Annotated in this window: 14 protein-coding genes; all 14 read left to right on the top strand. The window is 63.2% G+C overall.

Translation table 11 applies throughout. The features are described 5' to 3' along the window. Nucleotides 1-90 precede the first annotated feature (90 nt). The 14 genes from ACSQ22_RS05510 (at nt 91) to maiA (ending at nt 12,177) form a co-directional block, all read left to right on the top strand. Complete coding sequence (locus tag ACSQ22_RS05510) at nt 91-918, top strand: MipA/OmpV family protein (protein WP_409860263.1); 828 nt, start codon at nt 91-93, stop codon at nt 916-918. Beyond that, entirely contained in the window at nt 818-1,426 is a 609-nt protein-coding gene (locus ACSQ22_RS05505) for a hypothetical protein (protein ID WP_436129690.1), read from the top strand. Before ACSQ22_RS05510 ends, ACSQ22_RS05505 begins: the two co-directional genes overlap by 101 nt. An 88-nt stretch (nt 1,427-1,514) precedes the next feature. Further along, nucleotides 1,515-2,201, top strand: coding sequence for a response regulator transcription factor (locus ACSQ22_RS05500; protein ID WP_409860259.1), 687 nt, complete (start codon nt 1,515-1,517; stop codon nt 2,199-2,201). Then, a complete protein-coding gene (locus ACSQ22_RS05495; RefSeq protein WP_436129689.1) occupies nt 2,170-3,564 on the top strand; it encodes a sensor histidine kinase in 1,395 nt (464 codons plus the stop codon). The genes ACSQ22_RS05500 and ACSQ22_RS05495 overlap by 32 nt, the downstream gene beginning before the upstream one ends. 89 nt (nt 3,565-3,653) lie before the next feature. Beyond that, a complete protein-coding gene (locus tag ACSQ22_RS05490; RefSeq protein WP_436129688.1) occupies nt 3,654-4,415 on the top strand; it encodes an MlaA family lipoprotein in 762 nt (253 codons plus the stop codon). A 481-nt stretch (nt 4,416-4,896) separates the two neighbouring features. Continuing rightward, nucleotides 4,897-5,031, top strand: a complete 135-nt coding sequence (locus tag ACSQ22_RS05485; protein ID WP_436129687.1) for a hypothetical protein — start codon at nt 4,897-4,899, stop codon at nt 5,029-5,031. Beyond that, nucleotides 5,024-6,349, top strand: coding sequence for an aromatic ring-hydroxylating dioxygenase subunit alpha (locus ACSQ22_RS05480; protein WP_436129686.1), 1,326 nt, complete (start codon nt 5,024-5,026; stop codon nt 6,347-6,349). The genes ACSQ22_RS05485 and ACSQ22_RS05480 overlap by 8 nt, the downstream gene beginning before the upstream one ends. A 2-nt stretch (nt 6,350-6,351) precedes the next feature. After that, nucleotides 6,352-6,825, top strand: coding sequence for an aromatic-ring-hydroxylating dioxygenase subunit beta (locus ACSQ22_RS05475; RefSeq protein WP_436129685.1), 474 nt, complete (start codon nt 6,352-6,354; stop codon nt 6,823-6,825). Nucleotides 6,826-6,834: 9 nt separating this feature from the next. Next, on the top strand, nt 6,835-7,158 hold the full coding sequence (locus ACSQ22_RS05470; RefSeq protein WP_436129684.1) for a non-heme iron oxygenase ferredoxin subunit: 324 nt from the start codon (nt 6,835-6,837) through the stop codon (nt 7,156-7,158). Nucleotides 7,159-7,197: 39 nt separating this feature from the next. After that, entirely contained in the window at nt 7,198-8,493 is a 1,296-nt protein-coding gene (locus ACSQ22_RS05465) for an NAD(P)/FAD-dependent oxidoreductase (RefSeq protein WP_436129683.1), read from the top strand. 89 nt (nt 8,494-8,582) lie between these two features. Continuing rightward, on the top strand, nt 8,583-9,299 hold the full coding sequence (locus ACSQ22_RS05460) for a fumarylacetoacetate hydrolase family protein (protein WP_436129682.1): 717 nt from the start codon (nt 8,583-8,585) through the stop codon (nt 9,297-9,299). A gap of 31 nt (nt 9,300-9,330) precedes the next feature. Continuing rightward, nucleotides 9,331-10,455 (top strand): cupin domain-containing protein, encoded by a 1,125-nt coding sequence (locus ACSQ22_RS05455; protein WP_436129681.1) that lies wholly within the window; start codon nt 9,331-9,333, stop codon nt 10,453-10,455. Nucleotides 10,456-10,510: 55 nt separating this feature from the next. Continuing rightward, nucleotides 10,511-11,512: a Bug family tripartite tricarboxylate transporter substrate binding protein gene (locus ACSQ22_RS05450; RefSeq protein ID WP_436129680.1), complete on the top strand. Its 1,002-nt coding sequence runs from the start codon at nt 10,511-10,513 to the stop codon at nt 11,510-11,512. A gap of 26 nt (nt 11,513-11,538) precedes the next feature. Next, nucleotides 11,539-12,177, top strand: coding sequence for a maleylacetoacetate isomerase (gene maiA, locus ACSQ22_RS05445; RefSeq protein ID WP_436129679.1), 639 nt, complete (start codon nt 11,539-11,541; stop codon nt 12,175-12,177). Nucleotides 12,178-12,244: the final 67 nt, after the last annotated feature.

Genomic DNA, 12,244 nt, shown 5'->3' with positions numbered 1-12,244 from the left:
TGGGAGCCCGTCAATCACTCTCTCGTCAGTAAGTGCCTGGTAATAGAACCCCAGACACGATGAGCGCTTCACAAACCCTTGCAATAGCTCATGCAAAAACTCCAACTCCCCGCAGTCCATCGCTCAAGGCGTATTTACACCGTCGCCGCTGCCGTTCTTTGCACCATGGGGTGCGCTACCGCTGGCGCCCAGGTGCGATCAGATGCTGGGGCGGCTGGAACCCCAGAAAACTCCTCAGCCTGGGGGCTGGGTCTGGGTATTTCATCTGCCCAACGCCCGTATCCCGGTGTGGAGAACAAGAACAGCGCCATTCCCCTTTTGTACTACGAGAACGCCTGGCTCCGGGTCAACGGCGGCAGTGCAGACATCAAATTTGCGAACAAGGACTTTGGCTCCAACGGTTCCCTGGCTTTTGCGGGGCGATTGAAATACGAGGACAGCGGCTTCAAAGCCGATGATTCGCCATCGCTCACCGGGATGGACGAGCGGCAAGGGGGACTATGGGGCGGCGCTGCTGTAACTTGGAACCATCCCGTGGTCCGGGTCTCGGGCGAATGGCTTTCCGATCTCTCGAGCAACAGCAAGGGGCAAAAACTGCAACTGCAGGTGGACCGCCGCTTTGGATTTGGTAGTTTTGCCGTTACGCCACGGCTACAGGCCCAATGGCTCGACAAGAAGTACGTCGACTACTACTTCGGCGTGCGGGCGCATGAGGCGATGCCAGGGCGCTCGCAATTCACAGGCAAGGCCGCCGCTACGCTGGAAGTGGGTGTCCGGATGGACTACATGGTCCGGCCAAAGCAAACGGTCTTTGTGGATGTCAACGCCACGAGCCTGCCCGAAGAAATCAAGAGCAGCCCCATTGTGGGCCGCTCCAGCGTATCGCGGGTGTCTGTTGGCTATCTCTACCGGTTCTGAGATGCGGGGCTGCGCGCTCGCTTTCGCACGGCCCATTCCTGGTGGGGGGCCGGTCGGCACAGACATGGGGCTGTCATTGGCACGGTCCAGTGTCTTCGCGTGCGTGCCGCCTTTCAGTGGGCAGGTCCACGACATTGCGCTGGATGAGCTCTTTGAGTACCACGTTTCTCTGTTCCGTCATGCCCTGGAAGAGGCACTGGGCGCGGAAGTCCCTGGCCCTGCGCGGCATGTTCGGGCCTATGTCCGGGCGGTATGCGTCAGCGCTATGGCCATGGGACCGAACGAGCGTGCTGCAGTGGCTTCGCTGATGTGCGCTCCCGAATATCGGGTGATCTGGTCAGATTTCATCGACGAGGTCTGCAGTGGCGACGCTGTGGACCCTGCAACGCAGATGGCCTGTCGCTACGCAGCGGAAGGTCTTTGGCTGGACCATGCCCTGGAAAGAGTGTCTGGGCCAGATCACGTCGCCGCTGTGCAACAGCGACTCCTGGCGTTGACGAACGCATGAGATGGTGTGCCAGCCAGACGGCTGTTGATTTGTCAGCGGCATTCCCAGCATGCATGCACTAAGCTTGGCGCTCTCTATTGATACAAAGATGAACCGCATCGCACTGGTGGAAGACCACGAACGCCTAGCCGGCCTGGTCAGCCGGGCCATGGCGGGCGCAGGTATTGGCGTGGACGTATTCCCTGACATTGAGTCAGCATGGCTTGCCTTGCGAGACATCGGCTACGGTGCCTTGGTGGTGGACCGGGGGCTGCCAGACGGGGATGGACTCCAGTTGGTCCGACGGCTGAGATTGGCGGACAACACCATCCCGTGTCTGATGCTGACGGCCAGGGACGCATTGCATGACAGGGTCGATGGCTTGGAGTCCGGGGCGGACGACTACCTCACCAAACCGTTTCCCATGGAAGAGCTGATTGCCAGGGTGCGGGCGCTGCTGCGGCGTCCCGCCGCCTTGCGGGCGATGAACCCGGCTTTAGGGGATCTGTGTCTGTACCCGGACCAAGCCCGTCTGGCATGCGGCCAAGAGTCCATCACGTTGCCGCCCGCAGAGATGCAGATCATGCTGTGCCTGATGCGAAAGACAGACCAAGTCGTGCGCAGGTCTGCGTTGGAGGCTGCAGCCTGGGGCATCTCGGAAGCGGTCACCCCCAATGCGCTGGACGTGGCGTTGCATCGCCTGCGCAGAAAACTCCTGGCGATCGGCTCGCACATGGAGATCGTGAACATCAGGGCCCATGGCTATGCGCTTCGTGACCATTCGGTGGCCCCGTAGTTTCCGCGCGCGCCTGCTGCTCGTTTATGTGGCAGGCATGGCGCTGAGTGCTGCCCTCGTGGGCGTCGTTGTCGTGGTGCTGGCCGACCCGTTCAACCGGTACATGCTGGAGAGCGGCACCATCGACAAGGCGCAGCAGATTGCTGCCAGGGTGCAGTTTGATGCTGCTGGAATGCCGACGGGGTTTGACCACACGGTGATCGAGCATTGGGCGTTCAGCAGCTTGCAGGAGGAAGTGGCGGCGCGCATCCTCGACAGTCAAGGTGTGGTGCACTTCACCTCAGACGGCAACAAGCAGCCGTTGGCACCCGACGGTGCGCAGTTTGATCCTTCGAGAAAGTCTTTCCAACTGGTTCGTCACGGTGTTGTCATGCATGCTGCAACCGTGCCCGCAAGGCGTGGCGATACCACCTGGTACGTGCAGTTTGCCCTCAGTGACCGGCTGGTGCTGCAGGTGCAGCAAAGCATTGGTCGGCCGGCGCTGTTTCAGGGCGTTGTGGCGACCTGTGTGACGTTTCTGGTGGTCTTTCTGATCACTACGCATTTCACGCTACAGCGTGCACTCAGGCCCTTGCGGGTTGCATCGCTCAAAGCGCAGCGCATCACGCCGCAGTCGCTGGGTGATCGTCTTGATCTGCAGAGCCTCCCCAGCGAATTGGTCCCGCTGGTCGATGCGTTCAATCGGGCCCTGGACCGCATCCAGCTGGGGTTTCAGACACAGCAGGAATTCCTCGCCAATGCTGCCCACGAGCTCAAGACGCCACTGGCGCTGATTCGGGCGCAGGTAGAGATGGAAGCGCCAGAAACGCGCAATCCGCATCTCCTTCAGGACATCGACCGAATGGCACGCCAGGTGCAACAACTACTGCTTCTGGCCGAAGCCAGCGAGGAGCGGAACTACCGCATGGAGGCATGCGATCCCCGCGTAGCCATGATGGAGGCATCTGATTTCATGGACCGCGTAGCGCAGCGCGGCCATGTGCAGATCAGCCTGATTTTCGAGGATGCGGTGGGAACAACCTGGATGGCGGATCGCGGAGCCGTGTTCACGCTCCTCAAGAATTTGCTGGAGAACGCCATTCAGCACAGCCCGGCCGGTGGCACGGTGTATTTGCGGGTTCATGCCAACGGATTTTCCGTCTCTGACCAGGGGCCTGGTGTTGCTCCCGAGCACCTGGAGAAGCTCTTTGAGCGCTTCTGGCGGGGCGCATCCAGGCGCGATGAGGGCGCGGGACTCGGGCTGTCCATTTGCAAGGAGATCGTTTCGGCGCACGGATGGCATATCGAAGCACGGCTCGGTGACCCCGGGCTGCAAATGCACGTGTTGATTCCTTCCGAGGCGATCGACAAGGTGGTCGAGTAAGTATCTGGCAACACAGACGGCATGAGGATGGCGTTTCGTCGTGTGGGCAGACCCACGCGGATTCTGAAACCCCTCTCTGGAAGGACCCCATGCCGAAACTCGCATCATCCCCCCGCACGCGCCTGAGCGCGCGAACTCCTATCCTCCTTTGTATTGCAAGCGCTGCGGCGATGCTGTTCTCAGGCTGCGCCACCACAACGCAGCCGGACCCGCTGGAGCCAGTGAATCGAAAGATGTTTTCTTTCAATGAAGGCGTGGACAAGGTGGTGCTCAAACCAGTGGCCTCGGCCTACAAACAAGTGGTGCCCGCTGCGGCCCAGACAGGCATCTCGAATTTTTTCTCGAACTTGCAGGAGCCGTGGTCGTCGGCCAATCTGATGCTCCAGGGACGGGTCGGTGATAGCGCCTCAACACTCGCCCGTTTTGGGACGAACTCCACCGTGGGGGTCCTGGGACTGATGGACGTCGCTACAGGTTGGGGTATGCCCGAGAAGAAGGAAGACTTTGGTCTGACATTGGACAGCTGGGGCGTCGGCACCGGTCCCTATATGGTGCTGCCCATCTTTGGCCCCTCGAATCTCCGCGATACGTTGGCCTCACCCGTGGACAGCATGGGCAACGCAAAGGGTCATATTGCCAGCGTATCGGTGCGCAACACAATGACCGTGGTTCAGGCCGTCAGTGGACGCGCGGAGCATCTGGAAGCTAGCAAACTGATGGACCAAGCAGCTTTGGATAAATACTTGCTGCTCAGGGACCTTCATTTGAAGCGACGCAATCGTGCGCAGGGTGATGAAGATGTCGTCGCCCAACGAAATGGTGACGCTGGGGAGGGTCGACTTCCTGAATGAGTTCAGACAAGGTTGTGGCGCATCGACTATTGGTGATGCAAACCTGCCGCCTGACAACGGCCAGGATGCAGATTTGAGGTGGCGCGATAGTCTGGTCCCACAGTGTGCGCCTTCGCCTATAAGTGCGTTGCTTCGTTCGTGACCTGCTGGCACACATTGCGCAGTGGTGCACGGAAACGGACATACCGTGATTTCGGTCGGCACGGCGGTGTGACATTGCCACCAACGTGTCGATACCCGCCTCGGGGTCACCCCAAGTTTGACTGGCTCTTGCCACCTCCCTGTAGCCCGGCCTTGGGCACATTGAGAGCAGTTAACAAACCTCAGAGAAGTGATCTTAGCTAGGCGTTCCGCCGCAGACAGTATGAGTAGTACGACAAGACGGGACAACATCGCCTGTGTAGTTTTGTTTGCCGTTCTAAATCGAAACTTTGCGCAGCAATCTCCTAAGTCTCCTAAGTCAGTGTGAGAGGTCATATTCATGCCGGTGATGTTGAACATCACCAGCGTTCCATTGACTGATATTGCAGTGGAGGGAATGATCGATCCCCAGGCGCTGGATGCACTCGCTTCGGCCCCAATTGGCTTTCACAATAAAGGAGACGCCCATGCATGAATGCCCCGTCACCGTGTTCCCGCAGCAGATCCGCTGGGAGACGGATGGCACCAGCCGCATTCCCTTTCAGGCCTACACCGATGAGGCGCTGTACCGCAAGGAGCTGGACCGTTTGTTCTACAACGGGCACTGGTGTTATGTCGGCCTGGAGGCAGAGATTCCCAACGCGGGGGATTTCAAGCGCACGGTGATTGGCGAGCGCTCGGTGCTGCTGGTGCGTGACAAGGATGCTTCGATCCATGTGGTGGAGAACGTCTGCGCCCACCGAGGCATGGCGTTTTGCCGTGAGCGGCATGGCAACCGCGAGAGCCTGACCTGCCCGTACCACCAGTGGAACTACACCTTGTCGGGCGACTTGCAGGGCGTGCCGTTTCGGCGCGGTGTGAAGCAGGATGGCAAGGTCAATGGCGGCATGCCTGCGGACTTCAACCCGGCAGAGCATGGGCTGACCAAGCTCAAGGTGGCCACCCGTGGCGGCGTGGTGTTTGCGTCGTTTGACCACAGCGTGGAGCCGCTGGAGGAATTCTTGGGCCCCACCATCCTGGGCTACTTTGACCGGCTGTTCAATGGCCGCAAGCTCACTATCCTGGGCTACAACCGCCAGCGCATTCCGGGCAACTGGAAGCTGATGCAAGAGAACATCAAGGACCCGTACCACCCCGGCCTGCTGCACACCTGGTTCGTCACCTTTGGGCTCTGGCGTGCGGACAACAAGTCGCAACTGCTGATGGACGCGCAGCACCGCCACGCGGCCATGGTCTCAACCCGTGGCGCGGCGGGCAAGGCGGCGGATGTGACGCAGGTGTCCAGCTTCAAGGCGGGCATGGAGCTGAACGACCCGCGCTTTTTGGACATTGCGCAGGAGGACTGGTGGGCGGGGCCACCCCTGGTTGCCAGCAGTGGTGATGCTGCGGCGCCCAACGCACCGGCATCTGTGCCCACGGCGGTGATGATGACCGTGTTCCCCAGCGTGATTTTTCAGCAGCAGGTCAACAGCGTGTCCACGCGCCACATCCAGCCCGATGGCAAGGGCGCTTTTGATTTTGTGTGGACGCATTTCGGCTTTGAGGACGACAGCGAAGCAATGACGCAGCGCCGCCTGCGCCAGGCCAATCTGTTCGGCCCGGCGGGCTTTGTGTCGGCCGACGATGGCGAGGTGATCGAGTGGTCGCAAGAAGGCTTTGAGACCAAGCCCGCGCACCGCACGCTGGCCGAGCTGGGCGGGCGCGATGTGGGCGACACGGACCACATGGTGACCGAGACGCTGATCCGGGGCATGTACGAATACTGGCGCAAGGTGATGGAGGCGGAGGCATGACCATGGACTTCCAGACCTACTTTGAACTGAACCAGCTCTACGCCCGCTACGCCCGCGCACTCGACGCGGCGGACTGGGAGGCGTGGCCAGAGTTTTTCATCGAGAACTGCGTTTACAAGCTGCAGCCGCGCGAGAACCACGAGCGCGGGTTTCCGCTGGCCACGCTGGCGTTTGACAGCAAGGGCATGCTGAAGGACCGCGTTTACGGCATCCGCGAGACGCTGTTCCACGACCCCTACTACCAGCGCCATGTGGTGGGTGCGCCGCTGGTGCACAAGGTGGATGCGGATGGTCGCATCCACTGCGAGGCCAACTATGCGGTGCTGCGCACGCGCTTGTCGAAGGAATCGACGGTGTTCAACGTGGGGCGCACGCTGGATGAGGTGGTGCTCACGCCCGAGGGCCTGAAGTTCGCGTCGCGCCTCGTCGTTTACGACAGCGAGATGATCCCCAACTCGCTGATCTACCCCATCTGAGGAGCCGCCATGACGACGATGACAACGAACTGGATTGACGCCGCCGCGCAGGATGATGTGCCGCAGGATGACGTGATCGGCCTGGCCATCGCCGGGCGCGACATTGCGCTGTATGGCGTGGGCGGCGAGGTGTTTGCCACAGACAACATCTGCACCCACGGCCATGCGCGCCTGTGCGATGGGTTTCTGGAAGGGCACGAGATCGAATGCCCTTTGCACCAGGGCAAGTTTGATGTGCGATCAGGCCAGCCCACCTGCGCGCCGGTGACCGAGCCGCTGCGCAGCTACCCCGTGAAGATCGAGGGCGGCCGAGTGTGGCTGGCCCTGGACTGAGAGTCTCTGAGCGCAGCAACCCCTTTCAAGGAGACCCCCATGACTGCCGAACGACTTGAGGTCGAGGCTGCTGCATTGCCGCATGAAGGCGCTAACGCCCACTCGGCCCACACCATCGTGATCGTCGGTGCGGGCCAGGCGGGCGGCTGGGCGGCGCAGGCGCTGCGCAGCGAAGGCTTTGCGGGCCGCGTGGTGCTGATCGGTGACGAAGCCCATCCGCCGCACGAGCGGCCACCGCTGTCGAAGGCGGTGCTCTCGGGCGCAGCCGCGCCGGAGAGCACGCGCCTCATGAAACCCGAGGCCTTTGACGCACTGGCGGTGCAATGGCGGCCCGTCGTGCAGGTGCGCCGCATTGACCGCGCTGTCAAGCAGGTGCTCCTGTCGGATGGCACAGCACAGCCCTACGACAAGCTCATCCTGTGCACCGGGGGGCGCGCCCGGCGGCTTGCCGTGCCGGGGGCAGACCAGGTGCCGCTGCACACGCTGCGCACCATTGAAGATGCGCAGGCGCTGGCCCCGGCCCTTCGGCCTGGCCGCAGCGTGGTGGTGGTGGGCGGTGGCTGGATCGGCCTGGAAGTGGCAGCCACCGCTCGCCAGCAGGGCGCGGAAGTGGTGGTGGTGGAGACGCAAAGCCGCTTGTGTGAACGCACCGTGCCTGCCGAAGTGTCGGCGTATCTGTTGGCGCTGCACCGCGCCCAGGGCGTGCGCGTGCTGCTGGGCGCGGGGGTGCGGGGCTTTGCCCGCGCTGCAGATGGCGCAGACGGCGCAGATATTCGCTCGGAGGTCTTGCTGGCCGATGGCAGCGCGCTGGCGTGCGACACCATCGTGCTGGGCGTTGGCCTGGTGCCCAACGACGAACTGGCGCGCGAGGCGGGCCTGGCTTGCGAAGGTGGCGTGCTGGTCGATGCCCAGTGCCGCACGTCCGACCCCGACATCCTGGCCGCAGGCGATGTGGCCGTGGCACCCAACCCCTGGGCGGGCCGCAGCCTGCGGCTGGAGTCGTGGCAGAACGCGCAGGAGCAGGGCATGGCCGCTGCGCGCTCGGCCCTGGGCCAGGCCGTGGATTACCAGCCGTTGCCGTGGTTCTGGTCCGACCAGTACGGCATGAACTTGCAGATCTACGGCATGCCCGCGCCTGCGCACCGCGTGGTGCAGCGAGGCGACCCGGCCAGCGGCAGCTTTGTGCTGTTCTACCTGGCGGGCGATGTGGTGCAGGCCGCCGTAGGGGCCAACGCAGCGCGCGATCTGCGCTTTGCCCGCAGGCTGATCGAGCAACGCAAGCTGGTGGATGCCGAGCGGCTGGCAGACCTGAACACACCGATGGCAAAGCTGTGAACCCGCATGGATGCCGCGCAGCACAGAAGCCCGCACCTGCACCCAAGCCCACCAGAACCGAACACGACAACTCGCTAAGGAAACCACCAATGACCGCAACCACGTCAACCACTTACCTCTGGACCCCGCCCCCCGTCTATTCGCTGCCTGTGCGTGGCCGCAGCGAGCGCCTGCCCATCCACCGGCTGTTCTTTGTGGGCCGCAACTACCACGCGCATGCGGTCGAGATGGGGCGCCCGGTGGACAAGGCGGTGGAGGTGCCGTTCTATTTCACCAAGGCACCGTCCACGCTGGTCGAGTCTGGCGCGACCGTGGCCTACCCACCCGGCACGCAGAACTACCACCACGAAATGGAACTGGTGCTGGCCATTGGTGCGCCCGGTTTTCGTGTGAGCGAGGCCGATGCGCCCCGCCTTATCTATGGCTATGCCTGTGGCCTGGACATGACGCGCCGCGACTTGCAGCTGGTAGCGCGCGACAAGGGCCGGCCTTGGGATCTGGGCAAGGATGTGGAGCAGTCTTCCGTGGTCTCAGAGGTCGTGCCCATGCCCGAGGTGGTGCTGGGCCAGGGCAACCTGGAGCTGTCGGTCAATGGCACCGTGCGCCAGAAGTCCGACCTGTCCAAGCTGATCTGGAACATCCCCGAGCTGATTGCCGACCTGTCCAAGTTCTACCACCTGCAGCCGGGTGACCTGATCTTTACCGGCACGCCCGAGGGCGTAGGCCCCGTGCTGGCAGGCGACCGCATTGAAGGCCACATTGAAGGCGTGGGCAGCATCGTGCTCCACGTTGGCCCGGCGGAATAAGAAAAAACCACATCCAGGAGACAACCCCACCATGACCACCGACCTCACGCCTTCCCCCGTGCGGCTGCATGCCGTTGCGGGCAAGGGCCAGCCCGATCCGACGCCCGAACTGGAGCAGCTGTACCGGGGCTTTGAGCAAGAGCTGCTGGTGCCGCTCTGGACGCAGATCGGCGACCTGATGCCCCGGCAACCCCAATCCAAGGCCGTGCCGCACTTGTGGCGCTGGGACCGCTTGAAAGCCCTGGCCGCACAGGCGGGCGCCATCGTGCCTGTGGGCCGTGGCGGCGAGCGCCGTGCGATTGCGCTGGCCAACCCGGCGCTGGGCGGGCGCCCGTTTGCCACGCCCACGCTGTGGGCCGCCATCCAGTACCTGATGCCCGGCGAAGACGCCCCCGAGCACCGGCACACGCAGCACGCGTTTCGTTTTGTGGTGGAAGGCGAGGGCGTGTGGACCGTGGTCAATGGCGATGCGGTGCGCATGTCGCGGGGCGACTTTCTGCCCCAGGCCGGCTGGAACTGGCATGCCCACCACAACGCTGCCACCGAGCCCATGGCCTGGATCGACGGCCTGGACATTCCGTTCTCGTACTACACCGAGAGCCAGTTTTTTGAAGTGGGGCGCGAGAAGCTCCCGCCCGCCGAGCGCACCACCGCCGAGCGTTCTTATTCCGAAAGGCTGTGGGGCCACCCGGGCCTGCGCCCGGTATCGATGGTGCAGGCGCAGCCCGCCACGCCCTTGCTGGCCTACCGCTGGGTGGATACCGACCGCGCGCTGGCCGATCAGCTCGCGCTGGAGGACGAAGGCCAGGCGGGCACGCTGAGCCCCGGGCATGCAGCGGTGCGCTTTACCAACCCCACCACCGGCGCTGATGTGCTGCCCACCATGCGGACCGAAATGCACCGCGTGCGTGCGGGCGGCGCAACGCGGGTGCACCGTGAGGTGGGTTCTTCGGTGTTCCAGGTGTTTGAAGGCAGCGGCACCGTCACGGTGGGTGAACGCACCTGGCAGATGGCGCGGGGCGACTTGTTTGTGGTGCCGTCGTGGCAACCGTTCTCGGCCCAGGCATCGGCCGCTGGCGCGCTCGACCTGTTCCGCTTCAGCGACGCACCGATTTTTGAGGCGCTGCACAGCCACCGTGCGCAAGTCACTGTTTGATCCATCACTCACCAAGCCGGATTCGGCTTTCATAAAACCAAGGAGACACACCCCCATGCTGACCGCCATTCGTTCACAGATTTTGAGACCTGCCCTGGCGCTTTGCGCGCTGGCTCTTGTGGCCGCCGCGAGCGTGCCCAACGCCGTGGCGCAGACCTTCCCCTCCAAACCCGTTCGCTCCGTCGCGCCGTATTCGCCCGGCAGCGGCCCTGACGCGGTGATGCGCATCCTCAGCGAGCGCTTGTCGCGCAACTGGGGGCAGCAACTTGTCATCGACAACAAGCCCGGCGCCAACGGGTTCATCGCCATCGGCGATGCCAAGCGCGCTGCGCCAGACGGCTACACGCTGCTGCAGGTGGACAACACGCACATGGCCTTGCAGCCGCATGTGTTCAAGCAGCTGCCCTATGACCCGGTGAAAGACTTTGAGCCAGTCGCTCCGGTGTATTTCACGAACTTCTTTGTGGTGGTGGCGGCCAACTCGCCCTGGAAGGATGTGGGCGATCTGATCAAGGCGGCCAAGGCGGCGCCGGGCGACATCACCTACGGCTCCTGGGGCATCGGCAGCGTGGCCCATGTGGGCGCGGCGAGTCTGGAGGCAGCAACGGGCACGAAGATGATGCATGTGCCGTACAAGGACATGGGCAGCGTCTACACCTCTGTGGCCACGGGCGACATCAAGTGGGCGTTTGGCACGGCAGCGACGGCCGGGCCAATGTTCCAGGCCAAAAAGGTGAAGTTTCTGGCCCTGGCTGCGCCCCAGCGCCTGGCGGGCTTCACCGACATTCCGACCATGGGCGAAGCGGGCGGCCCGGCCGGGTTTGAAGTGAAGACCTGGGTGGGCCTGTTCGCGCCTGCTGGCACGCCGAAGGCCGCCATCGAGAAGATCAATGCCGACGTGGGCAAGGTGCTGGCCACCTCGGAGGTCAAGGAGCGCCTGGCGACCTTCGGGTTTGAGCCCTACATCGGCCCGCCCGCCGAACTCACCAAGGCCATTGAACGCGATTCGCGCACGTTTAGTGAAGTCGTCAAGCGTGCCAAGATTGCCCTGGACTGACACAGGGACTGAAACAGAGACTGAGCATGAAACTCTATTCCTTCTTCCGCAGCGGAACCTCCCACCGCTTGCGCATTGCGCTCAACCTCAAGGGGCTTACCTACGAACAGGTTGCGGTCGATTTGCGGCGTGAGGAACATCTGGGCGATGCCTTCAAGGCGATCAACCCGCAGCAGTTCGTGCCCGTGCTGGAGGCCGACGAGCGCCTGATGATCCAGTCGCCCGCCATCATCGAGTGGCTCGAAGAACGCTATCCCACCCCACCGCTGCTGCCCGCCGATGCAGGCGATCGCGCCCAGGTGCGTGCCCTGGCCGCCATCGTGGGCTGCGACATCCACCCCATCAACAACCGCCGCATTCTGGAGGCGCTGCGCCATCGCTTTGGTGCCGACGAGGCTGCTGTGAACGACTGGTGCGGCACCTGGATCAGCGCGGGCTTTGATGCCATCGAGGCGCTGCTGTCGAAGGACCTGCAGCGCGGTGATTTCTGCTTTGGCAGCACCCCCACGCTGGCCGATGTGTACCTGGTGCCGCAGGTGGAGAGCGCGCGCCGCTTCAAGGTGGACTTGTCGCGCTGGCCGCTAATCCAGGCAGTGGACGCTGCTTGCGGGCAGCTGGAAGCGTTCCGCAAGGCGGCGCCCAGTGCGCAGCCGGATGCGGGCTGAGCTTGTCGAAGCCCCTCGCGGCGCTTCGACCGCGCTGAGTGAGCGGTTCAAGTGGATTCAGGCGACT

It is taken from the genome of Acidovorax sp. LjRoot38 (assembly GCF_964252975.1).
In the GTDB taxonomy this organism is placed as follows: domain Bacteria; phylum Pseudomonadota; class Gammaproteobacteria; order Burkholderiales; family Burkholderiaceae_C; genus Acidovorax; species Acidovorax facilis.
The sequence above is the reverse complement of the archived record's forward strand: the minus strand, read 5'-3'. Positions and strand labels throughout refer to the sequence as shown.